The 23,383-nt window shown below is 40.8% G+C and carries 27 protein-coding genes; 15 read left to right on the top strand and 12 right to left on the bottom strand.

Annotated features, from left to right (window positions below; all coding sequences use genetic code 11):
* Positions 1-174: 174 nt before the first annotated feature.
* From ABKW31_RS19755 to ABKW31_RS19740, 4 genes are all read right to left on the bottom strand, one after another.
* Positions 175-2,295, bottom strand: coding sequence for a tetratricopeptide repeat protein (locus ABKW31_RS19755; protein ID WP_348618314.1), 2,121 nt, complete (start codon positions 2,293-2,295; stop codon positions 175-177).
* A gap of 270 nt (positions 2,296-2,565) precedes the next feature.
* On the bottom strand, positions 2,566-2,817 hold the full coding sequence (locus ABKW31_RS19750; protein ID WP_348618313.1) for a hypothetical protein: 252 nt from the start codon (positions 2,815-2,817) through the stop codon (positions 2,566-2,568).
* Positions 2,818-3,159: 342 nt separating this feature from the next.
* Complete coding sequence (locus tag ABKW31_RS19745) at positions 3,160-3,597, bottom strand: cytochrome b562 (RefSeq protein ID WP_348618312.1); 438 nt, start codon at positions 3,595-3,597, stop codon at positions 3,160-3,162.
* A 296-nt stretch (positions 3,598-3,893) separates the two neighbouring features.
* Positions 3,894-4,370: an LEA type 2 family protein gene (locus ABKW31_RS19740; protein ID WP_348618311.1), complete on the bottom strand. Its 477-nt coding sequence runs from the start codon at positions 4,368-4,370 to the stop codon at positions 3,894-3,896.
* Positions 4,371-4,934: 564 nt separating this feature from the next.
* Here ABKW31_RS19740 and ABKW31_RS19735 point away from each other — a divergent pair.
* The 3 genes from ABKW31_RS19735 (at position 4,935) to ABKW31_RS19725 (ending at position 7,843) form a co-directional block, all read left to right on the top strand.
* Positions 4,935-6,233, top strand: a complete 1,299-nt coding sequence (locus ABKW31_RS19735) for a tyrosine-type recombinase/integrase (protein ID WP_348618310.1) — start codon at positions 4,935-4,937, stop codon at positions 6,231-6,233.
* 83 nt (positions 6,234-6,316) lie between these two features.
* Positions 6,317-6,985 carry a hypothetical protein gene (locus ABKW31_RS19730; protein ID WP_348618309.1) on the top strand — a complete coding sequence of 223 codons (669 nt, stop codon included), beginning with the start codon at positions 6,317-6,319 and terminating at the stop codon, positions 6,983-6,985.
* Positions 6,986-7,249: 264 nt separating this feature from the next.
* A complete protein-coding gene (locus ABKW31_RS19725) occupies positions 7,250-7,843 on the top strand; it encodes a hypothetical protein (protein WP_348618308.1) in 594 nt (197 codons plus the stop codon).
* 223 nt (positions 7,844-8,066) lie between these two features.
* Here ABKW31_RS19725 and ABKW31_RS19720 read toward each other — a convergent pair whose 3' ends face one another.
* From ABKW31_RS19720 to ABKW31_RS19705, 4 genes are all read right to left on the bottom strand, one after another.
* Positions 8,067-8,630, bottom strand: a complete 564-nt coding sequence (locus ABKW31_RS19720; RefSeq protein WP_348618307.1) for a recombinase family protein — start codon at positions 8,628-8,630, stop codon at positions 8,067-8,069.
* Between the two features lie 181 nt (positions 8,631-8,811).
* Positions 8,812-9,699: a hypothetical protein gene (locus ABKW31_RS19715; protein WP_348618306.1), complete on the bottom strand. Its 888-nt coding sequence runs from the start codon at positions 9,697-9,699 to the stop codon at positions 8,812-8,814.
* Positions 9,700-10,193: 494 nt separating this feature from the next.
* Positions 10,194-11,843, bottom strand: a complete 1,650-nt coding sequence (gene groL / locus ABKW31_RS19710; RefSeq protein ID WP_348618305.1) for a chaperonin GroEL — start codon at positions 11,841-11,843, stop codon at positions 10,194-10,196.
* Between the two features lie 40 nt (positions 11,844-11,883).
* Positions 11,884-12,177: a co-chaperone GroES gene (locus tag ABKW31_RS19705; RefSeq protein ID WP_340680979.1), complete on the bottom strand. Its 294-nt coding sequence runs from the start codon at positions 12,175-12,177 to the stop codon at positions 11,884-11,886.
* A 310-nt stretch (positions 12,178-12,487) separates the two neighbouring features.
* Here ABKW31_RS19705 and ABKW31_RS19700 point away from each other — a divergent pair, with 310 nt between their 5' ends.
* The 4 genes from ABKW31_RS19700 to rplI all read left to right on the top strand — a co-directional run bounded on the left by ABKW31_RS19700 (position 12,488) and on the right by rplI (position 14,722).
* Positions 12,488-13,375, top strand: coding sequence for a MipA/OmpV family protein (locus ABKW31_RS19700; RefSeq protein WP_348618304.1), 888 nt, complete (start codon positions 12,488-12,490; stop codon positions 13,373-13,375).
* 242 nt (positions 13,376-13,617) lie between these two features.
* Positions 13,618-14,013: a 30S ribosomal protein S6 gene (gene rpsF, locus ABKW31_RS19695; protein ID WP_348618347.1), complete on the top strand. Its 396-nt coding sequence runs from the start codon at positions 13,618-13,620 to the stop codon at positions 14,011-14,013.
* Positions 14,014-14,024: 11 nt separating this feature from the next.
* Positions 14,025-14,252: a 30S ribosomal protein S18 gene (gene rpsR, locus ABKW31_RS19690; protein ID WP_348618303.1), complete on the top strand. Its 228-nt coding sequence runs from the start codon at positions 14,025-14,027 to the stop codon at positions 14,250-14,252.
* Between the two features lie 17 nt (positions 14,253-14,269).
* A complete protein-coding gene (rplI, locus tag ABKW31_RS19685) occupies positions 14,270-14,722 on the top strand; it encodes a 50S ribosomal protein L9 (protein WP_348618302.1) in 453 nt (150 codons plus the stop codon).
* A 69-nt stretch (positions 14,723-14,791) separates the two neighbouring features.
* Here rplI and ABKW31_RS19680 read toward each other — a convergent pair whose 3' ends face one another.
* Positions 14,792-15,421, bottom strand: a complete 630-nt coding sequence (locus ABKW31_RS19680) for an MOSC domain-containing protein (protein WP_348618301.1) — start codon at positions 15,419-15,421, stop codon at positions 14,792-14,794.
* A 106-nt stretch (positions 15,422-15,527) separates the two neighbouring features.
* On the opposite strand from ABKW31_RS19680, the gene ABKW31_RS19675 reads away from it, so the two are divergent.
* The 3 genes from ABKW31_RS19675 to ABKW31_RS19665 are packed head-to-tail and all read left to right on the top strand — an operon-like array spanning position 15,528 to position 17,548.
* Positions 15,528-16,100 carry an RNA polymerase sigma factor gene (locus ABKW31_RS19675; RefSeq protein ID WP_348618346.1) on the top strand — a complete coding sequence of 191 codons (573 nt, stop codon included), beginning with the start codon at positions 15,528-15,530 and terminating at the stop codon, positions 16,098-16,100.
* Entirely contained in the window at positions 16,087-16,578 is a 492-nt protein-coding gene (locus ABKW31_RS19670; RefSeq protein ID WP_348618300.1) for a hypothetical protein, read from the top strand. The genes ABKW31_RS19675 and ABKW31_RS19670 overlap by 14 nt, the downstream gene beginning before the upstream one ends.
* Positions 16,579-16,597: 19 nt before the next feature.
* Complete coding sequence (locus tag ABKW31_RS19665) at positions 16,598-17,548, top strand: hypothetical protein (RefSeq protein WP_348618299.1); 951 nt, start codon at positions 16,598-16,600, stop codon at positions 17,546-17,548.
* Positions 17,549-17,604: 56 nt separating this feature from the next.
* Here the strand turns inward: ABKW31_RS19665 and ispB are convergent, their stop codons facing one another.
* The gene (gene ispB, locus ABKW31_RS19660; protein WP_348618298.1) at positions 17,605-18,576 is read right to left on the bottom strand and encodes an octaprenyl diphosphate synthase; all 972 of its coding nucleotides are present in this window, start codon (positions 18,574-18,576) and stop codon (positions 17,605-17,607) included.
* 243 nt (positions 18,577-18,819) lie between these two features.
* Here ispB and rplU point away from each other — a divergent pair, with 243 nt between their 5' ends.
* The 4 genes from rplU (at position 18,820) to folA (ending at position 21,245) form a co-directional block, all read left to right on the top strand.
* The gene (gene rplU / locus ABKW31_RS19655; RefSeq protein WP_068372429.1) at positions 18,820-19,131 is read left to right on the top strand and encodes a 50S ribosomal protein L21; all 312 of its coding nucleotides are present in this window, start codon (positions 18,820-18,822) and stop codon (positions 19,129-19,131) included.
* A gap of 15 nt (positions 19,132-19,146) precedes the next feature.
* A complete protein-coding gene (gene rpmA / locus ABKW31_RS19650; RefSeq protein WP_348618297.1) occupies positions 19,147-19,404 on the top strand; it encodes a 50S ribosomal protein L27 in 258 nt (85 codons plus the stop codon).
* A 115-nt stretch (positions 19,405-19,519) separates the two neighbouring features.
* Positions 19,520-20,698, top strand: a complete 1,179-nt coding sequence (cgtA, locus tag ABKW31_RS19645) for an Obg family GTPase CgtA (protein ID WP_348618296.1) — start codon at positions 19,520-19,522, stop codon at positions 20,696-20,698.
* Positions 20,699-20,732: 34 nt separating this feature from the next.
* Positions 20,733-21,245, top strand: a complete 513-nt coding sequence (gene folA / locus ABKW31_RS19640; RefSeq protein WP_348618295.1) for a type 3 dihydrofolate reductase — start codon at positions 20,733-20,735, stop codon at positions 21,243-21,245.
* On the opposite strand, the gene ABKW31_RS19635 is transcribed toward folA, so the two are convergent.
* Positions 21,202-21,732 (bottom strand): hypothetical protein, encoded by a 531-nt coding sequence (locus ABKW31_RS19635; RefSeq protein WP_348618294.1) that lies wholly within the window; start codon positions 21,730-21,732, stop codon positions 21,202-21,204. The genes folA and ABKW31_RS19635 overlap by 44 nt on opposite strands.
* 146 nt (positions 21,733-21,878) lie before the next feature.
* Here ABKW31_RS19635 and tpx point away from each other — a divergent pair, with 146 nt between their 5' ends.
* Positions 21,879-22,373, top strand: a complete 495-nt coding sequence (tpx, locus tag ABKW31_RS19630) for a thiol peroxidase (RefSeq protein ID WP_348618293.1) — start codon at positions 21,879-21,881, stop codon at positions 22,371-22,373.
* Between the two features lie 97 nt (positions 22,374-22,470).
* On the opposite strand, the gene ABKW31_RS19625 is transcribed toward tpx, so the two are convergent.
* The gene (locus ABKW31_RS19625) at positions 22,471-22,719 is read right to left on the bottom strand and encodes a DUF3297 family protein (RefSeq protein ID WP_348618292.1); all 249 of its coding nucleotides are present in this window, start codon (positions 22,717-22,719) and stop codon (positions 22,471-22,473) included.
* Positions 22,720-23,383: the final 664 nt, after the last annotated feature.

Raw genomic sequence — 23,383 nt, 5'->3', positions numbered from 1 at the left:
AATTATTTATGGGTAATAAAGGAAGAGGCGTTGCAACGCCTCTTTTTTTATTGGTTTATGACCAAGCACTATTGACCACTCAAAGCGATTATCAGCGGCAGTAGATTGCCTTATTAGTTCAGACCTCTTCTGCCCAAACTATTGCCAATAAAAACGACTACAATCAACTATTTGTTATTTTGCAAATAGGGCCGCAGCTTCAATGCGTTGTCTCGCGAGGTCATTATCAATAAATTGCACGAGTGTTTGAAATTCAGGTTCTTCCGCAAGGCCCTTTAACAGTGGATCGTATTTTGTCCACCATTCGCGCCAGCCATTATCAATAGCTGTTTGCAAAGCTTGTATAGCTTTGTCAGTTTGGCCCTTCAGGGCATAAATGCGAGCAGATAAATAATAAAGTTCAAAATAAGTTACTGATGAGCCTAACTGCTCTTCCATCAAATGTGTACATTGATTTATCAGTGTAAGGGCTTGTACATAGTCACCCAGTTCTTGTTGCGCCCAGGCAATTTCAATGGCAGGAGAACAATGAGGCATAAAAAATTTATCAACATCGTCAATAATATTTGATTTATCAGTTAGTAGGATAAGTGCCTTATGTTTATCACCAAACATAGCTTGATACCACCCGGCTTCAAAACTGATCCAATAATCATCAGGATTGGCGGCTACTTCGAAATCCATTTTTTCAAACAGTTGTTGATATTTGTGTTCGAAAATTAAGATAGTGGCATCATAAAAAGGATCTGATGTTTGTTCTTTAATAATGTCTATTAAACCTAATTGGATGAGTGGCCCCAGTATTTTGAATACCAAATCTTGGTTATCAGGAGAGAGCTTTTTAGCTTTTTGCGCCTCACGAATAGCGCCGACATAATCGCCCTGACTAAAATAAATATTTGCCAATCCTTCATGAGAAAAAGTTGATTTTGGGAAATTTATTTCCAACTGTTTAAAAATAATTTTTGCTTCATCTAGCCGACCAAGTGTTGTAAGTCTAATCCCCCAATTATAGGTATTAGTTAAGAATAACGGGTCAAGCTCTACTGATTTTTCTTGAACAATTATTGATTCATTAAAGCGATGCAAAGAATTGAGCGCTAGAAACTTCCACATGTAAGCGATGGCAAGATTAGGATTTAACATAATCGCATTATCAAAGTCTAAAATTGCACTATCAAAATCATTCAACATAAACGAGATATAACCTTTTGCAGCATAGGCTTCTGCCATGTCTGGTTGGCGTGCTAGGGCCTTATCAATGTATTGCGTAGCTAACGTCGCCGCAATATCGGTTTTTATTATGCCAAAACGTGAATCACCCTCTGCCAGTAAAATTAGGGTATCAGCCAAGCCCACATAAGCCTTGGCATATTCTGGATCGAGTGCCACCGCTTGCTCAAATAAGTGACGGGCTTCTTTCATCGATTCAGTGGTTTGTTTGCGGTATTGTTCGCGACCTTTAAGGTACATAACGTAGGCATCGGTATTGCTGGTATTTGATAGGGTATCGAAACTACCTGCGGCGATGTATTTATCTTGTAATAAGTTAACTACCGCACGGCCAATTTCACTTTCTATGGCAAAGACATCTTTTAATTCACGCGAAAAATTTTCAGTCCATAAGGTTTGGCCAGTATCGCTGGCTAATAGCTCAACACGCACATTTAAGCGCTCACCGATGGCACTAACACTGCCAGTGAGAACGGTTGCTACCTGCAAACGTTGGCCAATTTCTGCGGGCCCCAAGCCTTTCTCTGCTAAAATTTGACTGGAGCGTGAGGCTGAGACTTTAAAGTCATCTGAACGGCCCAGTAAGCTGGTGATTTCTTCTGCGAGTCCTAAGGCTAAATAGCTCTGATTTTGCGCTGGGCTTTTATCGGTGAAGGGCAGCACGGCAATGGAGTCTGCTAAGCTTACTTTGGGCAAACTTGCCTGTTTGACTTGTTGCTCTTGTTTTATAAGGTCGAAATAATGCACGCTCAAAAAACCACTGACTAGTACTACTGCCATCAGGCCTGTCCAGCGCAACCACCCGAGGGGTGTTAACTTTGGGTTTGTTTTTTCATCCAAGCTTGGTGTGCGCGAGATGCCCCCAAAGCTGAAATCAAAATGCCAAGACCAATAAAGCACCACAGGTAAACCGCAGGCCAAAAGCAAAAATGTCCCTGGACCAACTAATGGGCTCATGGTTATTATGCTGCCCAATACACTGACTATTTGCAAAATAAGCCAAGAAATACCCACGTAGGCTACTAGAGATTTGACAACTTTGCGTCGTCTGAGCTCGCTCAAAAATCGCTTCAAGATATTATGGCTTCCTTGTAGTCTTTAACAAAAGAGTAAGTGACTCAGCAGACTTATGCAACGAAGTTTGTTTTTGCTGGTTTTTTAGCTGTTTAAGCTTTTTGGATAACGTTACCGTTACTGGCTGTGAGGCTTAAATTATGCTCTATGAAAGATGATTTCGGTAGACCTACATCACGCTACAGTTTTAAAATTCAACTTAGTTTAGGGATTGCATGTCTTTTTTGATACTTGTTCTTGTGGTTTCTAATTTTTAGCTTATTTGAACCAAACTTTGCCACCTATCATTTTAAAAGCAGGGGTGCCGCGTATAAGCATATCTCTGGCAAACACGGTTTCACATGCAGGGCATGTTCCAGCTTGTGTTGTAAAATCTTGAGTAATGCGCTCTTTAAAACATTTTATAAGCGCGCCTTTTCCGCCCTTTTTATACCTAAACAGCTGATGTTGGCAATTGCTACAGAAAATACTCACACTTTTAGAGGGGGCTTTGGAATTCGGCTTTGCCATAGTCTCTGCTAATTAGCTTTGGTGGTTTAATACTAACACGAGCAATAAGATAGGAACGATCTAAGGGATAACCTGCAGTGTGCTGTTCGTTACTTTTAACCCCAAGCCATTGCAGTCAATGAGCCAAAGTATAGCGTCAGGTAGCGCTAAGTGCAGACACTTTATAAACCTCAGATGTAGTAAAGTAAGGACATTAAAACCTAACAGTAAAGATCATCAGACTAGTTTCATAACTCACTTAAAAACTAAGCTTTGAACAGGTTTTACTGATGCGCAACCCAATTGTATATTTTTAGATCTTTGTTTGTGCTCTTAGCAAACAGAACAAGGCCTTTGGCCTTTTTAGTCACTGCCAAAAAGGAGTTGCCATAAACTGGGACTGCGTTTTTTATGATATTGTTTTTTCAAGGCGTCAACCCTCTCTAACTGCTGTTTTGCCGTTGTAATATCACTAACAACCAAGCTTGCATGCACTAAATCTAGTTGTAATTGCACCTCAGTTAATCCCTGCTGCAAAATCGACTGTCTCTTTTGGTCAAATTGCACCAATTGTACTGACGCGACCAACTGCTGTAACTTGGTGATCATGTCCAGCATTACATTTGGTTCGGTTGCTAACATAGCTTGTCTATAGGTCATAGACATGGTTTTCATGGTTGCTTCCACATCGGTGCTGGCCGTTACTTGTTCTGTAGATTCTTGTGCATAAACCGGACTGCCAAGTTGTTGAAGCCCGCACATCAACACTAAAATCAGGCTTGTGTTTTTCAATAGTGTCATTTTTGTACCCATTCATTTAAAAAGACGCGCAGTTTAGCATAAATATTTCTGCGCTTTGTCTGTCAGTTTTACACCATTTTCCTACTGACTCGACTATCGTGTTTAGTTGATTACGTTGTTTCTATGCATATAGCCCAAACTTTATGAAGTTGCCGCAAATAGGGGGTTTTAGCCAGCTTATTACACTGCGTTAAAGCGCATTAGGATAACCGAGCACAATCCTTTGGGCTTGTTCTGCCGCTAAGTATGCTGGTTATGGTTATGGTTATATGCTTATGCAGCCAACCTAAGTTTAATCAGTTGCTCTGCTGATTAAGCCCTAATGGAATGACGCCAGCACTAGTCACAGGAATACTGCCCCATAAGCCTTTACTGGTGAATATTTTGGCATTGATCTCGTAAGCTAACTCTTGGGGTTTTGCATTAAGAATGTCCAGCAGCACTCGACCTGAATTAAACAGACTGGCACTGACGTCTACTTCAAAGGTATTTTCGCTTAACGGCTGCAGGATAAATGTCTTATCGCTTACGCCAGTAGCCACTGCAAGTCCACGTAAACTTAACTTGAAATTCATGCCATCTACTGGAAAGGCAGTGTTATTCGGATTTACAACACGGAATTTCAGGCGAAAGCGCTGCTCCAGTCCTTGTGATGGCAGAATCTGTAAATCAGTAAGCTGCAAGTCAGGTTTTTCGTAATCTGGTGTCAGGGCGGCGCAGGATGACAGTAAAAAGGTAATGAAAAGCAGCCTTACCAGATTCAATTTTGACATTTATTTTTCTCGATTATGTGGGGTTTAACATACTTAAGGAGGCAGAAATTGCGATACCTGCTCAGCATAGGGCCTTATACCCTTAATTTCCATAGTTCGCAGGTAAAAAGCCTCTGCGGGAGCAGATTTACTTCGAGCAGTTAACATGACAGCCATATTTAACAAGCAACAAACTCAAAATAGTTAGTAGCAGAGTTAATAAGGGGTTATTAGGACAGCCATAATAAAGAGCTGTAGTTAGCAGGACCAATAGTTAACTAGTTAATAGGACAGCCATAGTAACGGGTGGCAAAGTCAGAACGCCTAAGTTATTCAGCCATAATTAACTTGAGTAGTTAGCGATAAATGCATGTTAGATTATGCAGGCAATAAAAAACCCGCCGAAGCGGGTTTCTTATTCTTTATTGCACAAGCAACTTAGATGTCAAAGCGATGCTTTGAGTAGAGGGTAATCCAATTGGATTACATCATGCCGCCTAAATAACACGCAACGATATAAGTACCCGTATCTAAAGGCTTTGTGGTAACATTTGTCTCTACATTCGTCTCCACCTATGACTCCACATGGCAGTATCAAGCGACACTAAGTATTTAAAGAAACGTAAGAACCGTGATGTCTGGCTTTTCTCCATGAGGATACCCAGCACAATCCAACACTTGTATGAAGGTAAAGCGGTCTATACTAAGTCACTGCAAACAGCATGTGTTAAAACAGCGCGGCTACGCAGAGATCAGTTGCTGGCTCAAATTAGTCATCAGAAAGAACAAGCAATTGATGGTGGACGCTCTACGTTTATTAGCTTTTATAATACATTAACTGAGGCTAAGAACGTCTATGGTGGGGCTGATCTCTTTGCACCATATAATCAGCTTGACACTTCTATCTTAGTTGGCACTGAGTGTCATCCAGACATTCAAAGAGATGCAAAGAGAGCAGTAGATGAAGGCTGTATTCCTGTTCAGTACTCTTACACGTTGCGAGAAGCAATGAACGACTGGTTGGTCAACAATCAACGAAAGAATAGAGATACATTAAGTAAGGTTAAATCGACTACCCAGCGTTTTCTCAGGTTCTGTAATAAGCATGACATTCCGTTGATAACTATAGACAGGTTAACAGTGGTTGGCTTTATTGAGGAGCTTATTGAGGATTATTCTCCCTCTACAGTGTCAGGTTATATTAGTCGACTGAAGACGATGTACAAATACGCATGGAGCATGGGCAAAATAAACAAGAAAGAGAACCCTTTTGAATCCCACTCGTTTGCTCATTATGGTAAGGAAACCGTCACTGCTAAGAAGCAATTGTTTAACCGTAACCAAGTACGTCAAATTATTGCATGGGCAAAGGGTGAAACTGATAATATAAATGTATTAGTAAACCTTGGCTTATACACTGGCTGTCGCATAGGTGAGTTATGTAATCTCACTAGCGAAGATGTTCACCAAGAAGGTAATATGATGGCCCTGTATATTCGCAACGGTAAAACACCTGCGGCTGAACGCACGGTTCCATTACCTAAGGTTTTACACCAGCTTATTAGAGAACGCTTGCTGAAAATAGCTTATACAGGTGAAACGCTTATAGGCTTGCCAACTAAGACCGCGTCCAGAGTATTCAGTGACTTTAAAGTTGAGAACATATCAAAAAAGAGCGATCTGTGCTTTCATTCTTTCAGAGTACACGCGAGTACTGCATATGGCAGAGCTAGAGTAAACGAGCAGACAGCTTCTTTCATTATAGGGCACTCTGGGGACAGTAAAACAATGACATATGGCTATTACTTAAAGGCTGACGAACTGAAAGAGTTAGCCGCTGCTACAGAGGCGGCTGCAATCATTATTGAGAGAGATTGGCTCTAACCATCGATATTTAAAACATTAAGATAAACAATTACACAGAACAGCATCGATAAGATGTAATTCAAATAAAGGGAACTTATTTAATGAAAATCTCACCTCCACACTATATTTTACTTGCATCACTACTCCTGAGTGCTTGTGTCAGCAAAGATACAATCAATCAACAGATTTCAATGGGGATCAGTCCTGAGCACGCTAGTCACGCTTGCTTTGACATTGGTAATGGTATTAATAGTAATGCAATAACTGACGATTATATGGATGCACTTGGGGTAGAGGATGCTTTTGGCTGCATAAAAGTACTAGCGGATAGACATGCACTAAACTATGAAGACAGGGCTAAATATTTAGCGGATATATTGATAATTAGCTCAAGGAAATCATTCTTACCTAAGGAAACGCTAGAGACAATAGCAACTGAATACAAGTTTTACAAAGCACAATTTGTTGAGCTGAAATCAGAGAGAGAAACAAACGAAAGGATTGAAAGATCCAATAGAAAGCAGCAAGAAAGAATCACAGAAGAATTAGTGGCAAAAGGAAGAATAATAAAAACAGTCGAACTCTGTGGTGCTGATGGTTTTGGGATTGGAGATAATGAGGCTTGCATGATGTATGTAATGGGCTCTCCAGAGGACATCAATGTGACGATTACAAAAGACTTAACTAAAAAGCAATTTGTCTTTGGGACTATTCGTAACAGAGCTTATATCTATACTGAAAATGGTCTTATAACAACGATTCAGTTGTAACTTGAGAGTGAAGGAGTTATTCCATAATACCGTTAACATACTGAGAAAAGTAACGATGATAATTCAAAAGAATTGGCTGCAATGACGGATAGCCGTAATCCAAAACCCAGAAAATGTAGCTCCTGTAGCAAACGCAGAGTCCCTGCTAGACGAGCTGGTGGACGAACGAGTACCAAATGTAAAGAGTGCTTTGGTGGTCTATTCTGGTTGTCCTCTTTTGGCCGTTGGTTTGCTGAGGCAACAACTAGGCAATCACCTGACAGCATGCCCTTCAATGAGGAAGATATTAGTGGTATTTATCAATTATGGAAAACTCGAAAGAGCGGTATAGGATATAAATCAAAATGGGGTCAAGTTATACCTAAATATGACTACCATATCAGTCATAGAGATCCTGCTAAAGGGAATGGTTATCAAGGTAGATTTACCACTGAGAACTTACTTATAGCTACAGCAAAGGCAAATAAAGAAGCTTACAACGCTAACCCAATAGATCACAGTCACAGGGTTTATACACTTAAAAAACCTTTTGGAACATCACTCAAGGTGAGGCAATGGTGCGGTGGTCAATATGATCTTATTAGGCTGGTGAACGAGCTTGAATTAAAGAGGTACAAGCCACCTAAGAAGTGTGGGTATATTGATCCTGATGTTCTACCTACGGGCATACCACCAATCACCATGCTGGAGCAACAATTAAAGAGATTCGAAGGAGGCAGCACAAGCCCATGGCGACATACAATAGGCAATCCCTCTGATCAGTTCTCTACTGCTATTATTTATGGAATTGGTCTTGGTAGTGGCAAACTAAAAGAGGGCCCTGAGGAGCCTCTTGAAGAGCCTGATGAGGACTTTTAGCTTTCATCAAGGATGCTGTAATTACTACCACAGAAAGACTTCCTGTATACCTTCTATATTGTAGTATTGGCGGGGTATAGAGGAGGAAACAGTAATGAATCCAACGCATGATCTGACGATAGACTAGTGACATTACCTGATTGCATATTAGCCCACCTGCTTGAGTGGTCAGATATCATTAAGAGAAAGTCTAATGATGAGCTTTGAGAGACTGCAACTAACTTTAAGTTGCCTTTGATTTCTTAATGATACGACTCACTGAACTTACTGCGATGCCATGCTTGGCAGCGGTCCTACGGACTGACAGCCCACCAGCAATGTCTGCTATAATTAAATCACTATCGATGGTAGCTTTACGACCTTTGAATTTACCCTTAGCTTTTGCTGCCTCAATGCCTTCACGCTGACGCTCCAACATCAACTCTCGCTCAAACTGTGCCACTGCGCCTAACATTGTTAGCAATAGATTATTCATTGAGTTATCAGTATCAGCAGTAAACGCTAAGTTCTCTTTTATGAATTTAACACTCACACCTTTAGCTTTCAGAGTCTCGACAATTTCGAGTAGGTCTTTAGTATTGCGAGCTAATCTATCCATTGAGTGAACCACCACAGTGTCCCCCTCTCGCACATGCTCTAACATTGCCTTCAGTTGCGGACGCTCAGTGTCTTTAGCTGAGACTTTCTCAATGAATTCTTTATCACGCTCAACATCAACCAACTGTCTATCTGTATTTTGCTGAACAGATGATACTCGAATGTAAGCTACTGTTTGATACTTACCCATGCCTAGGTGTTCCTTTTTAACTCTTAGAGTTTGAGATGCTATCGTATTCATTAACAAAAAACAATCTAAAAAGGAACGGTATTTGTATTCATATCTGTGTTCCTATTTAGCATGGTCTAAGAGCTACACTTGAGGAAAGAAAGCTTGTGGAAAGCCCTAAAATTGTATTACGTATTACCACTTAATTTTTTCTAGCTAATCTGTTGACCGCTTCATTAAGTTCTACACTTTCTTTTAATGCAGAATCTAACTTTTCTGAAAATTCAAATAAAACAACTTTAATATCTTGCGCCAACTCTAAGCATTCTTCGTCAGTGTGGGAATGCAACGCTTGACTTAAGGCAGAGTAAAGAAGTTTTAGAGGATTGTGTCCTCCAATTAGTAAACCATCAGGTAAAGCAGTCTGGATTTTATCAACAGCTTTTGTAAACTGTGTTTCTGCTTTAGCATCTGTTAACTCTTGGACTAAGGCCTCATTACGAGACGTTAGCTTTAGCACCTTAATAACTTCATCAAAGATTTTATCTTTCTGTAAATCCAATACTCTGCGGTAATAGGAAAAAGCACCAATACCTAAACCTTGGTTTTCACTGAGACTACCTTTAAAAAATAAATCTCGTTCTTTCCCAATAATTTTTGACGCTTTGGTAGGGATGCGCTTCCCATGACGGGGGATTTGACCTATTTTTTGAATTTCAAAATCAGTAGTGTTGTCAGCCTTACTATCAACTAGAGGATTAATTTCTAGAAAAAATGTATAAGTTGAGCGTCTACAGTTACAACACCTGAAAGAAACTTTTTTCTCGTTGATTTCTGTTAGCTTTAACCAGTGATCAACACCATGTAGGAATTCAAAGTAAGTGTGGCTTTTGCAATTTTCAAAGTCACAATAAAGGCGTGGCTGTAGTTTTTCTGAAATCTTAGCACTTTTAAAATTTGTAGCGGTAATTCCTATTCCTAGTTTATGGGATTGATCCTCAATTATGTGTTCACAAAGAAAACCAGATACTTTGGCTTTTGTGTATAAGGGTATCTCATCTAACAATTTATTAAAGTTAATCTGTCTCATCAAACGTCCTTTGTCAGTTATTCATTCTCTAGTAGCTTTAACTATCATTTTTCTTTGGTCAAGTAGTCAGCACATTATATCTAATTCTTTTACTTGTAGAATAGGAAGATGGCGTACATATTTAATTAACGAATAAATATTTCCTGTTCAAATAGGAACCCTCTACAGTGTATTATTTACCGTGCATAAACTAAAGATTTCAAAACAACGCTTTTCTTAACGGGAAGGACACGATGCAGTCGTAAGGCAAACCAAACACCCCAGACCCTCCCCCCTATGGCTCTCTGTATGAAACGCTGATGAACTTAAGTTTATGTGTTAAAGAACGGAATGGTAGTTACTTTGTGCAGCTGTGTGTGGCTCTGAAGGGATTTAACGAACTGAGATAATACTATGTCGTGGAATAACAAAAGGGTCTATCTATGTCTCTACAAATGGCTCTACAGAGAATAAATAAACCCTTTAAAATCAATACTTAATATTGAGGATGGCTGTTACATCATTCCACCCATACCGCCCATACCACCCATGCCGCCCATATCAGGCATGCCACCGGCAGCTTCTTCTTTTGGAGCGTCGGTAATCATACACTCTGTAGTGATCATCAAGCTGGCAATTGATGCTGCAAATTGCAAGGCTGAGCGCACAACTTTAGTTGGGTCTAATATACCCATTTCAATCATGTCACCGTAGGTGTCATTTGCTGCGTTAAAACCGAAGTTACCAGTACCGTTTTTAACAGCATTAGTTACAACTGAAGCTTCAGCACCGGCATTAGTAGAGATTTGACGTAAAGGCGCTTCCATCGCACGAAGCAATAGTTTGATGCCGTGAGTCTGATCTTCATTGGCGCCAACTAAGTGTCCTACTTTGGCTGCTGCACGAACCAAAGCAACACCACCACCAGGTACTACACCTTCTTCAACCGCTGCGCGAGTTGCATGTAATGCATCTTCAACACGGGCTTTTTTCTCTTTCATTTCAACTTCAGTGGCTGCGCCAACTTTAATTACCGCAACGCCGCCAGCTAATTTAGCTAAACGTTCTTGCAGCTTTTCTTTGTCGTAGTCAGAGGTTGATTCTTCGATTTGTGCACGGATTTGCGCAACACGACCTTTAATCGCATCTTCTTCGCCAGCACCATCAACGATCGTCGTATTATCTTTAGTGATAACAACGCGTTTAGCTGTACCTAAGTCTTCAAGAGTGACTTTTTCTAGCTCTAAACCGATTTCTTCAGAAATCACTGTTCCACCAGTTAACATTGCGATGTCTTGTAACATAGCTTTACGGCGGTCACCAAAACCAGGTGCTTTAACCGCTGCAACTTTAACGATACCGCGCATGTTGTTGATTACTAGTGTCGCTAATGCTTCACCTTCAACATCTTCAGCAATAATTAACAAAGGCTTAGATGATTTAGCTACGGCTTCAAGAGTTGGCAACATTTCGCGAATGTTTGAGATTTTTTTGTCAACTAACAGGATGTAAGGAGAATCAAGTTCTACAGTACCGTTTTCCTGATTGTTCATGAAGTAAGGAGACAAATAACCACGGTCAAACTGCATACCTTCAACAACGTCAAGTTCGTTTTGTAAGGCTTGGCCTTCTTCAACAGTGATAACGCCTTCTTTGCCTACTTTATCCATAGCTTCGGCAATTAGCTCGCCTACTTCTGAATCAGAGTTTGCAGAGATTGTACCTACTTGGGCAATCGCTTTGCTGTCTGCACAAGGTACAGATAATTTTTTCAATTCTTCAACGGCGGCGATAACAGCTTTATCGATACCACGTTTAAGATCCATTGGGTTCATGCCAGCAGCAACTGATTTTAAACCTTCAGTTACGATAGCTTGTGCCAATACGGTTGCTGTTGTGGTGCCGTCACCGGCTTCGTCATTTGCTTTAGACGCCACTTCTTTAACCATCTGGGCGCCCATGTTTTCGAACTTGTCAGCAAGTTCGATTTCTTTCGCAACAGATACACCATCTTTAGTGATGGTAGGTGCACCAAATGACTTGTCTAGTACAACGTGACGACCTTTAGGGCCTAGGGTTACTTTTACTGCATTGGCTAAGATATTAACGCCAGCCAGCATTTTAGCGCGGGCGTCTTGTGAAAAACGTACTTCTTTAGCTGCCATGATTATATTTCCTCTAAATTCTGATTAACGGGTCTTGTTCTTATTTTTCAACAACAGCAAGAATGTCATTTTCACTTAAGATAAGGACTTCTTTGCCATCTAACTTTTCAGTTTTAACACCGTAACCATCGTTGAATATGATGATGTCACCAACTTTAACGTCGACTGCTTTAACAGTGCCGTTATCTAAGGTACGACCATTGCCAACAGCAATAACTTCACCGCGAGTTGATTTTTCAGCTGCAGAACCGGTAAGTACGATGCCGCCTGCTGATTTACTTTCTTGTTCGTGACGCTTAACGATAACGCGATCGTTTAAAGGACGAATTGCCATTTTCAAATCTCCCGAAAATTCCAATGTTTAAGTTAATTTTACTCTCGACAAACCGAGAGTTGAGTTGAGCGACCGACGCTTCAATCGCTCGAAAATTCTAATTAGAACGTTGTTCTGGGGGGATAAATGGGGCTGGCAGATAGTATCTCAAGGGTTGACTTTAAAAATAAATTAAAAAATTGCATTTGCTTAAGGGCTTCTGAGAAGGTTCGGCTCACCAAATTCGAGCAAATACTGGTTTGACTATCGATCTTTTGTCATAAACTAGCGGTATAGATTAAACAAAATTTATAAAAGAAGTATTGAGACTGTGTTAATTAAAAATAATATTCAGCGGTTTTGGCAATTAACCATCGCTGTCACTTGTCTGTTAGCAAGCGGCTTAAGCTTTGCTCAACAAGAAATTGCATTAGAGGATGAACTTCAACCCCTGTGGGAAGCGGGCGCTTTTGCCGCTATATTTCGCTCGCCAGAATATCCGGCTGCTGACCAGAGTCAAAATAATGTGCTCGCAGCGCCTTATTTTATTTATCGAGGAGAAACATTCCGAGTGGGCGATGGCTCGATAGCTCGGGCAGTTGCAATCGATAAAAGTAACTACGAGTTAGATTTATCTTTGGCGGGTTCATTTAATGCAAATTCTGATGACAATATCGCTAGGCAAGGTATGCCCGATCTCGACTTTATATTTGAATTAGGTCCACAGCTTAAGTTGCGTTTGACTAATTTTGAGTTTAAGCGCCATGGCAAGGGGGAGTTGTTTCTCAATTTGCAAACTCGCGCTGCATTCTCTACCGATTTCTCCGGTTTGGATTATCGCGGGTTGGTATTGCAACCTGAATTGGCTTATCGGCAAAAAGGATGGTTAAGCGACAAAACTGCCTTGTCAATTAGTTTGGCTCCGACATGGGCCAGTGAACGTTTACATGATTATTTTTATCAAGTGGATAGTGAGTTTGTTAATAGTGAACGTCAGGCTTTTAACGCCCGGGGAGGCTATTTAGGGACTGACTTATCCATTGGCGTATCGTTTAACGCTTCTCACGATGTTCGGATCTTTTTAGGAGGCAATGTAGCAATACATTCAGGCGCAGCTAATGTCGATAGCCCCTTATTTAAGAAGAAAAGCACTTATTCGCTTGGAGTTGGCTTAGTGTGGCGATTGTATGAGAGCGAAGAGCAAGTGGCAGGGCGCTGATTCAAGAAACCTAATAGGCGCGCTTAGCTGCAATATAAGAGGCAGCTAGGCCTAATAAATCACCCAACTACTGTTAAATAATTGAAAAACAACATTTTCACCTGCCTTAAGCCAAATAAGTCTTGTGCCAAAAGTCCAGTTTATGTACAATCCGCGCCGCTTAAAACAGCTACCTAATTTAGTTCCTTGTCTCTATACAGTCTGGCTGTGCTGTCGAGGCTACAACCGTGAGGAGCAATATGATGCGTCATTACGAAATCGTATTCATGGTTCACCCTGACCAGAGTGAACAAGTTCCAGGTATGATCGAGCGTTATACTGGAATTCTTACCCAAAATGGCGGCACTATTAGCCGTCAAGAAGATTGGGGCCGTCGTCAATTGGCATATCCAATCGACAAATTGCACAAAGCGCACTATGTCTTAATCAATGCCGAAGCAACTGCTGAAGCGATTGAAGAATTAGAGACTGCTTTCCGTTTTAATGATGTTATTTTGCGTAACCTAGTTATGCGTACCAAAGATGTTGTTACTGAACAATCTCCGATGGCTAAAGAAGAACGTCGTGACAAGCGTGACGAGAAGTCATATGACAAACCTGCTCATTCAGAAGCTAATACTTCTGAAGATGAAGAATAAGGAGAAACAATATGTCTCGTTTTTTTAGACGTCGTAAGTTCTGCCGTTTTTCAGCTGAAGGTATTGTTCAGATTGATTACAAAGATATCGCAATGTTGAAAAACTACATCACTGAAAGTGGTAAAATTGTACCTAGCCGTATCACTGGAACTAGCGCTAAATATCAGCGTCAGTTGTCAACTGCTATTAAGCGTGCGCGCTTCCTAGCTTTGCTTCCATATACTGATTCTCACAAGTAATCGCTGAGGTAGCAAAGATGGAAATCATACTACTAGACAAAGTTGCCAACCTGGGCGGCTTAGGTGACAAAGTCACTGTAAAATCAGGCTATGCACGTAACTTTTTGTTCCCAAAGGGCAAAGCAGTTCCTGCTACTAAAGTAAACGTAGAAAAGTTTGAGCAACGTCGTGCCGAGTTAGAAGCAAAAATTGCTGACCAACTTGCTGCTGCTGAAGCTCGTGCTGCTGCACTTACTGAATTAGCTGTAGTAACTATTGCTGCTCCTGCTGGTGACGAAGGTAAGTTGTTCGGTTCAGTTGGTACGCGTGACATCGCTGACGCAATTACTGCGGCTGGTTTTGCAACGACTAAAGCTGAAGTTAAATTACCGAACGGTACTTTACGTGATACTGGTGAATACACTGTTGATTTACAGTTACACTCAGACGTTACTGCAAGCATTAAAATTGTTATCATTCAAGAAGCTTAATTAAGCCTAGTGAATAGATAAGTGATTAAAAAACACCGCCTACTGGCGGTGTTTTTGTATGCGGCTCATTTATCTCGTAGCCAATAATTTATCCAGCCACTGGGGATCCAGTTCTTTGGTCTTTTTCACTAAGTCTAAAAATCCCATATCTTTTGGATTTTTATCTATTTGCGTTAAAAAATAATGAATAGACATTTGTGGTTGCGGCCTGTCAACTAAGCTCAGTTTATCTCCCACACGGATACATCCATTCTGCAAGACTCTGTAATACCAGCCACTTAGTTGACACTGGCGTATAAAAATATGGAGTTTAGGCTGTCGAAATTTTTCATCTATTTTCCAGCAAGGTATGCGGGGACTGCTGACTTGAATAATAACAGTCCCTGCTACGTAGGTGTCACCAATACATACATTGTCTTCATGCATAAGCGGTACTGAGATATTTTCACCAATTGAGCCAGGCCACGCTTGCTGATGTAACAAGGGAAAGCGTTGAATAATTTTTTGGTAACTGCGCAATGAAAATTGATGTAAGGCGCGCTCTGGTCCACCATGAAAACGCTTATCTACCTGAATATCATCAGTGATACCTAGTGCGTTGACATTTGCTTCAGTACGAGTTTGTTTAAAAATACCTGTTGGATCTGACTTAGGCCCAATAAATGCCTTACTACCGCTGTATAAACCTGTAATTTTCATTAATATATCCATCAACTGAAAAAATAATATTTATTTTTTTTCGCCTTTAAACCATTGTAGTTTAATGCGCGACTTATCTATTAACTACCATAATGAAGACGATAATTTGACCATACAAGGAAATGTTGTTTCAGCTGAACATAAGTTTGTGGCCAAGAGCGATATGGACTTAATTCGGGCTGTTCAAGCTGGAGACAAACAGGCATATCAACGTCTATATCACCAGTATATTGGGCAGGTATATGGTCTTTGTTACCGTTTAACCGCTGATAAAATGTTAGCCGAAGATGCAACACAAGAAGTGTTTATCCAGCTTTGGCGAAAAATGGGGAATTTTCAAGGGCAAAGCAAGTTTTCTACTTGGCTACATACGGTGACAACAAACGTCACTATAACCTACTTGCGTAAGCAGCGGGGCTGGTTGTATCGAATGCTCAATTTTGAGGATTCCCCTGCAGTTAATGAGGTAGATGAAGGTAGCAGCAGCAACGTAGATATTGAACACTACGTTTTGAAATTGCCTGAAAGAGCGAGAATAGTCTTTGTTTTACACGCAATTGAGGGTTACCGCCATGAAGAAATTGCACAAATGACGCAGATGGCTGTCGGCTCGAGCAAAGCGCAATTTCATCGTGCAAAGCACTTGTTACAGGAGTGGATGAATAATGAATCAGCATAATTTTGAACAAGAGCTGTCGCAGCAACTAGATAATTTAGAGAGAGAAAAATTACCATCTCGCGATCTTTGGCCAGGGATAGAGTTAGCCTTAGTTGAAAAGATCAGTGACCACAAACAAGGTAGGAGCTTTCAAAAACTGCGCTTATTAGCCGCGTCTATCTTAGTGGTTGGCGCACTCGGCTGGTTGTCTATGAGTCAATTTAACCAACCAACCAGTGGTAGCGATTTAGTGGCAAAACTAAGTGAGCAACATTTTACGCAAAAACAGGCTTTACTAGTGAGATTTAAAGATCAGCCGGCCTTAACTGAAAACTGGCAGCAACAACTCATCGGCTTGGATGAGGCTGAGGCTGCAATTAAAGCCGCCTTAAAAAATGATCCAAATAACTTAGCGCTACTCAAGTTGCTGCAAAACGTATATCAGCAACAAATTAATTTGATTGAGCGAGTCCATTCACCAAAGTGGTCGCAAATTTAAGCTTTACAGGAGAAGTTAAATGAAAATATTGTGGTTAAGTGCAGCACTTGTCAGCTTGGTTTTCACGGTGCAAGCAAGTGAAAGTGTCGATCAAAGCTTAGATGTTAGTGAGCGTTCTTATATAAAAATTGAGCACATTAACGGTAAAGCCAATATTGCTAGCTGGGATAAGGCGCAAGTTAAAGTGACCGGTAAGCTGGGAGATAGAACTGATAAATTTATCTTTGAGCGGGATGGTAACGATGTGCTCATTAAGGTCAAAGTCAAAAATAATAAAGGCTGGGGCAACTGGAGTTCTGATGATGGTGATGACCTAAAAATTTGGGTGCCGGCACAAAGCAGTATTAGTTACAGTGCAGTTAATGCCGATGTAAAAGCCAGTGATATTGCAGGAGGTGCCGCAATTGAAACCGTAAATGGTAGCATTGAGGCTAAAAATCTAAGTAATAGAGTAAAATTGGAATCAGTCAATGGCGACATTAATGCTCGTGAATTGCGTGGAGACGTAAAAATCGAAACCGTTAATGGTCAGATAGAGTCCCAAAGTTCATCTGGTAAAGAAGACCACTACAGTTCCGTAAATGGCAATATAAGAGTGACTTCTAGCAGTCAAGAGTTGCAGGTAGAGACGGTAAATGGCCACATAGAACTTATTTTAGACAATGTGCATCAACTTAACCTTGAGTCAGTTAATGGCAGTATTGAAGCGTCTATGACCCTACAAAAAAATGGCGAAGTCGATGTTTCAACTGTGGGAGGTTCAGTGGAGTTATTTTTTCAAAAAGATATCTCTGCTCGTTTTGATATCCAGGCTCACGCGGGTGGAAATATTAGTAATAAGTTGTCTGATGATGAAGTGAAAAAAGACAAGTACGGTCCGAACCGTTGGTTGGAGTTCAGTATCAATGATGGTAAGGCAAGTGTGAATGTTTCAACCGTTAGTGGCAGAGTCAAACTAGATACAAAATAGACTAAAGGTCCCTTGTTTGTTCAATATTTCAAAAAAACAAGGAACGAGCTATAACCCTATGCAGCTCTCTCAACCGAAATATGCGCTAAACCTATCAGGGCCTGTTTATAAGGTGACTCAGGCAGGGCCTCAAGCGCTGTAATCGCCTTATCTGCTGCATCTAATGCCTGCTGTTTAGTATAGTCTAATGCGCCTGTTTGCTGCATGGCTTGCATTATAAGCTCAAACTTATCCATACCATTGCCGGTTTCGATAGCTTCTTTTATCATAGCACTTTGACTTTCGTTGCCATGCCACATGGCATATAGCAGTGGTAAAGTTGGTTTGCCTTCTGCTAAATCATCGCCCACGTTCTTGCCCATGTCTTCACTGTCGGCTGCATAATCAAGTATGTCATCGACTAACTGAAAAGCGGTGCCAAGATACTTACCATAATCTTGCATTGCCTTTTCGATTATTTCATTCTGATCTGTAAGAACAGCGGCTAGTAAAGTGGCCGCTTCAAATAATCGTGCAGTTTTGCTGTAGATTACCTGCATGTATTGCGCTTCAGTGGTGCCTGGTTCATTGCAATTCATCAATTGCAAGACCTCTCCTTCGGCAATCACATTTGTGGCATCAGACAAAATTTCCATCACGCGCATGCGTTTTAGACTAACCATCATCTGAAATGAGCGGGTATATAAAAAATCACCAACCAGCACACTGGCTTGATTACCAAACACGGCATTAGCCGTCTCTCGACCGCGACGCATAGTCGATTCATCAACCACATCGTCATGTAACAAGGTGGCAGTATGGATAAACTCAATAATGGCGGCTAATGTGTGATGTTGATCATTTTGAATATTAACGGCACGCGCAGCTAACACGGTTAATAACGGACGTAGTCGTTTACCGCCACTGTTAACAATATAAAAACCCAACTGATTGATGAGGGAAACATCAGAATTAACCTGTTGTTGAATCAATTCATTAACGGCCAACATGTCCGAATGGGCTAATTGTCGTATTTCTTCTAATTCCATACCCAAGATACAATGCTCACTTAAATACAAATTTTCAGTATAATTGACGGGGGATTTTACAGAAATTAGCCTGAGTATCCAGCACCAGTTTAGCGCTATAAATCAATAAGTTCGCCCATCTAAAAAAATGACGCATATTTAACCAAATTAATTGCAATAGGGGCTTGCTTGAAAATACCTCATCACGTACAATTCGCGCCCTGTTTTTGAATATAGCGTTATGAACGCAGAGCGGAGTTTAATATGTACGCGGTTTTCCAAAGTGGTGGTAAACAACACCGTGTGGCTGAAGGCCAAACCGTTCGCCTTGAAAAAATCGAAGTGGCTCCTGGTGAGTCAGTAGAATTCGGTGATATTTTGATGGTGAGCAATGGTGACGATGTTAAAATTGGTATGCCTTTTGTTGATGGTGGCAAGGTTACTGCTGAAGTTGTAACTCATGGTCGTGGCGATAAAGTAAATATCGTTAAGTTCCGTCGTCGTAAACATTCACGTAAACAAATGGGGCACCGTCAGTGGTTCACGGAAGTGAAAATCACTGGCATTAGCGCTTAATAGGAGTTCGCAGAGATGGCACATAAAAAAGCTGGTGGTAGTACAAACAACGGCCGTGACTCGGAAAGTAAACGTCTTGGTGTTAAGCGTTTCGGTGGTGAGTCAGTTTTAGCCGGTAATATCATTGTTCGTCAACGTGGAACTAAGTTCCATGCTGGAAGTAACATGGGTATTGGTAAAGATCATACTTTATTCGCATTGTCGTCAGGCAAAGTGCAATTTGAAGTTAAAGGTCCTAACAACCGCAAATTCGTAAGCATTGTTGCTGAATAAGTAACAACCGCCAACGGTATAGAAAGGCCCCGCTGTAGCGGGGCTTTTTGTTGGAATCAGATAAGTTATCTATACTGGTTTCACCTTTGGTCATTAATTGAGTATTGAGTAAGTAATGAAATTTGTTGATGAAGCGATTATTCGTGTAGAAGCTGGTGACGGCGGTAACGGTGTTGTCGGATTCCGTCGTGAAAAATATGTACCCGATGGTGGTCCAGATGGAGGCGACGGTGGCGATGGCGGCAGTGTCTATTTAGTGGCAGATGAAAACTTAAATACTCTTATTGACTACCGTTTTGAACGTTTTCATCGTGCCGAGCGTGGAAAAAACGGAGCTAGTGCCAACTGTACTGGTCGTGGTGGTGTTGATCTTGAACTTCATGTTCCGGTAGGCACACGAGCAAGTGATCTTGAAACTGGCGAGGTACTTGGTGACCTTACGCAAAATTTACAGCGCATGAAAGTGGCACAAGGTGGCTATCATGGCTTGGGTAATGCACGTTTCAAAACCAGTACTAACCGTGCACCCAGACAAAAATCTAATGGTACTCCCGGTGAGATCCGACAGCTTAAATTAGAACTATTGTTATTGGCTGATGTTGGATTATTGGGCATGCCCAATGCAGGTAAATCTACCCTTATTCGCAGTGTTTCTGCGGCTAAACCAAAGGTGGCAGATTATCCCTTTACTACCTTAGTACCAAACTTAGGTGTAGTAAGACTAGATGCTATGCGTAGTTTTGTCATTGCCGATATTCCTGGCTTGATTGAAGGCGCAGCAGACGGTGCGGGTCTTGGGATTCAGTTTCTTAAACATCTAGAGCGTTGTCGTGTGCTATTACATATGATCGATTTATTGCCTGCCGATGGCTCTGATCCCATTTATAATGCCAAAGCGATTGTCGCCGAATTAGAGAACTACAACCCTAAACTTGCTGCAAAACCCCGTTGGTTGGTGTTTAATAAAATCGACTTATTGTTAGAAGATGAAGTTAAAGAACTTGTTGAGAAAATCCTTAAAGCCTTAGAATGGGAAGGCGAATACTATCAAATATCGGGTATTCAAAAGAATGGTACTTTAAAACTTTGTCACAAAGTGATGGATTTTATTAGCTCATTGCCACCTGATGAAGTAGAAGACTTAACTGAAGATGTAGGCTTTAAGTGGGATACTTATCATCAAGATACCTTGAATAAACCTTATTCTGATTTTGATGACCTGCAAGATGACCTAGATGATGACGACGATTTTGATGAAGATGACTATGATGTGGAAGTTATCTACAAAAAATAGAGCGCTGACTCAATAGCCTAGTGAAAGAGTGACTATGATAATTTCAATGATTGCAGCGATGGCTAAACATCGTGTCATAGGAGCGGGTAATAAGATGCCATGGCATCTTCCCGCTGATTTAAAACATTTTAAAGCCATTACAATCGGCAAGCCCATCATTATGGGGCGTAAGACTTACGATTCAATCGGGAAAGCCTTGCCGGGCAGAACCAATATTGTTATTTCTCGCGATACGCAGTTGCAACTTGCAGACGCGATAGTGGTTTCTAGCGCAGAATCTGCGTTAGCGGCTGTGTCGGGTGCCGAAGAAGTAATGATTATTGGTGGTGGTACTATCTACGATACTTTTCTACCTTTATGTCATCGACTTTATCTCACTCAAATTGAACTAGAAGTGAGTGGAGATACTTATTTTCCAGACTATCTAAGTACATACCACTGGCAACAAAGTGCTGAGCAATTACTGTTAGCAGATGAAAAAAATGCGCATGATTACCAATTCATCACTCTAGAGAAGATCGCTTCTGCTGTTGGGTCAACAGGGTAAACGTATACATGTAGCCGTAAATTGCGGTCATTATTATACTGGGTGCTACCGTCAACCATAGATTTGGGGTCTGATTCAGCAGGTTTATCACAATGGCAATAGTGGCCTGACAAAATATAGGTAAAAGCGGTGCTAGTAAGGTACCTGGAATTGCATTACCGCTGAGAAATTTTGCTGAGGTATTTAATGCAGAATTGAAGGCCTTAAAAATGGCAATGTTTTCTCTGCTTTTAGAGTGTACAGAGCAAATTATCGGTACCACAAATAGCAGTGATATCTTTATTCCCGCGAACCTAGCGACTGATTTTTCTAATACTAAAGTAAATACAACAGTGATGGTAGCGCTGAGGCTGCCTTGCACCATGGCCGATCGCAACACTAAAGCTTGGTCCGTTGACACCATTTGGTTAGCCCAATAGGACCAGCAAAAATAAAATACAAATGAAATAAGAGCTGAAACAATTAGCCTTACTTTAGCAGTCATCATTGGCAAACACCTTGATTTATCTTCTTATGCCCATACTACAGTTAACATCGCAGTTTTACAGCTCGGCCTGTTCATCTGCAATTGTCTGATTTTATCCACTATTTCTATCGACATACTGTCTAATGAATTACATCAAGGAGATTAAAATGGCTACAGTTACATTAAAAGGCAACGCATTTGAAACAGCGGGTACTTTACCCGCTGTTGGCAGCAAAGCGCCAATGTTTACATTAGTAAAAACAGATCTTTCCCAAGTCAGCTTAGCAGATTATTCAGGCTCCAGAGTGATACTCAATATATTTCCTTCAGTTGATACTGCTGTTTGCGCAACATCAGTTCGTACCTTTAACAAAAGTGCCAGTGAACTAAATAATACTAAAGTATTGTGTGTGTCTGCTGATTTGCCTTTTGCCGCTGCACGTTTTTGTGGTGCTGAGGGTATAGATAATGTTGCAATAGGTTCTAGTTTTAGAAGTGATTTTGGTAAAAGTTATGGTGTTGCGTTTACAAATGGCCCATTGGCTGGTTTGTTGTCACGCAGTGTAGTGGTTATCGATGAGTCGGGAGATGTTATTTATACTGAACAAGTCGCTGAAACTACAGAAGAGCCAAATTATGCAGCGGCTATGGCTGTTTTATAAATAGGTAAAGATTTATCCAGTCATTAAAAAAGCCTCTTAAGAGGCTTTTTTAATGACTGGATTATTTATAACTTAAATCTCTGCAGGGGGTAATATCTTAGCTGTAAAACGCTTCAACCTTTCCTTTTAGAGTAATGAGAAGCGGTTGTCCTCTGCGGTCTAATGCTTTTGGAGAGGGTATTTTAACCCAACCTTCACTGATGCAATATTCCTCAACATTAGTGCGCTCTTTGCCGTTCAACAAAATACCAATGTTATGCTCGAAAATCTCTTCCACATGATGAGGGCTACGGGGATTACTGGAGAGTCTGTCCGGTAAAGCGGGTGGTAATGTAGTATCGTTCATGTTGATGACCTGAATTAAATAAAAGTCCGCTATTGTAGACAATATAGAATTAGCGCTCAATAACTGTATTGGGTTTATATGTATTGTTTAGAGGCTTTTGAAGTTTGGAAATTTCATTAAAGACTCCACGACCTCAAACTAATCGAATATTCGATATGGCTTAATGGCTTCATAGGCATGTGGCACTTACAACAACGGCAAAGAATCGAGTGCTGAGACACGAATTCCAAGTGACTCTTTTTCAAATGCACGAAGCGACTGATATCAACGACTAAAATAGCAGTAATGCGATAAACATTGAGACAGCCATATTAGTAGATATTAAGACAGCCATGTTAGGAGAGAAATAAAGAGGCGGCAACCGCTCAATATAATTAAAAGGCTATACAAATTTCCCAAAAATGAGAATGATCAGCTGAAATAGCTTGTTTATGCGTAAACAAAGGTGGCTTTACTATTAAAAATTGCAAATAAGGCTAGATGTGGCGCTTAACCTCAAACGTCGGGCAGCCTTATTGAACAACTGTGTGTTGCTGTGTGTTTTGGTAGGATGTTGTTGAGCTTAGGCGCGTTTTAATAAAAATAAAGCTTTAGCCTGACTCATGCCTCGTATGCGTTGATGGTGGGTATTATTTTTGTATTGTTGCAGCATCTGCTCGCTACC

The organism is Paraglaciecola sp. 25GB23A (genome assembly GCF_040012495.1).
Lineage (GTDB): Bacteria > Pseudomonadota > Gammaproteobacteria > Enterobacterales > Alteromonadaceae > Paraglaciecola.
This window is presented reverse-complemented; position numbering and strand designations above follow the sequence as displayed.

Bases quoted from the DNA above. Each gene is read 5' to 3' on its own strand.
- ABKW31_RS19750 (WP_348618313.1), bottom strand. From the start codon at position 2,817: ATGGCAAAGCCGAATTCCAAAGCCCCCTCTAAAAGTGTGAGTATTTTC.
- ABKW31_RS19745 (WP_348618312.1), bottom strand. From the start codon at position 3,597: ATGACACTATTGAAAAACACAAGCCTGATTTTAGTGTTGATGTGCGGG.
- ABKW31_RS19740 (WP_348618311.1), bottom strand. From the start codon at position 4,370: ATGTCAAAATTGAATCTGGTAAGGCTGCTTTTCATTACCTTTTTACTG.
- ABKW31_RS19735 (WP_348618310.1), top strand. From the start codon at position 4,935: ATGGCAGTATCAAGCGACACTAAGTATTTAAAGAAACGTAAGAACCGT.
- ABKW31_RS19730 (WP_348618309.1), top strand. From the start codon at position 6,317: ATGAAAATCTCACCTCCACACTATATTTTACTTGCATCACTACTCCTG.
- ABKW31_RS19725 (WP_348618308.1), top strand. From the start codon at position 7,250: ATGCCCTTCAATGAGGAAGATATTAGTGGTATTTATCAATTATGGAAA.
- ABKW31_RS19720 (WP_348618307.1), bottom strand. From the start codon at position 8,630: ATGGGTAAGTATCAAACAGTAGCTTACATTCGAGTATCATCTGTTCAG.
- ABKW31_RS19715 (WP_348618306.1), bottom strand. From the start codon at position 9,699: ATGAGACAGATTAACTTTAATAAATTGTTAGATGAGATACCCTTATAC.
- groL (WP_348618305.1), bottom strand. From the start codon at position 11,843: ATGGCAGCTAAAGAAGTACGTTTTTCACAAGACGCCCGCGCTAAAATG.
- ABKW31_RS19705 (WP_340680979.1), bottom strand. From the start codon at position 12,177: ATGGCAATTCGTCCTTTAAACGATCGCGTTATCGTTAAGCGTCACGAA.
- rpsF (WP_348618347.1), top strand. From the start codon at position 13,618: ATGCGTCATTACGAAATCGTATTCATGGTTCACCCTGACCAGAGTGAA.
- rpsR (WP_348618303.1), top strand. From the start codon at position 14,025: ATGTCTCGTTTTTTTAGACGTCGTAAGTTCTGCCGTTTTTCAGCTGAA.
- rplI (WP_348618302.1), top strand. From the start codon at position 14,270: ATGGAAATCATACTACTAGACAAAGTTGCCAACCTGGGCGGCTTAGGT.
- ABKW31_RS19680 (WP_348618301.1), bottom strand. From the start codon at position 15,421: ATGAAAATTACAGGTTTATACAGCGGTAGTAAGGCATTTATTGGGCCT.
- ABKW31_RS19670 (WP_348618300.1), top strand. From the start codon at position 16,087: ATGAATCAGCATAATTTTGAACAAGAGCTGTCGCAGCAACTAGATAAT.
- ABKW31_RS19665 (WP_348618299.1), top strand. From the start codon at position 16,598: ATGAAAATATTGTGGTTAAGTGCAGCACTTGTCAGCTTGGTTTTCACG.
- ispB (WP_348618298.1), bottom strand. From the start codon at position 18,576: ATGGAATTAGAAGAAATACGACAATTAGCCCATTCGGACATGTTGGCC.
- rplU (WP_068372429.1), top strand. From the start codon at position 18,820: ATGTACGCGGTTTTCCAAAGTGGTGGTAAACAACACCGTGTGGCTGAA.
- rpmA (WP_348618297.1), top strand. From the start codon at position 19,147: ATGGCACATAAAAAAGCTGGTGGTAGTACAAACAACGGCCGTGACTCG.
- cgtA (WP_348618296.1), top strand. From the start codon at position 19,520: ATGAAATTTGTTGATGAAGCGATTATTCGTGTAGAAGCTGGTGACGGC.
- folA (WP_348618295.1), top strand. From the start codon at position 20,733: ATGATAATTTCAATGATTGCAGCGATGGCTAAACATCGTGTCATAGGA.
- ABKW31_RS19635 (WP_348618294.1), bottom strand. From the start codon at position 21,732: ATGATGACTGCTAAAGTAAGGCTAATTGTTTCAGCTCTTATTTCATTT.
- tpx (WP_348618293.1), top strand. From the start codon at position 21,879: ATGGCTACAGTTACATTAAAAGGCAACGCATTTGAAACAGCGGGTACT.
- ABKW31_RS19625 (WP_348618292.1), bottom strand. From the start codon at position 22,719: ATGAACGATACTACATTACCACCCGCTTTACCGGACAGACTCTCCAGT.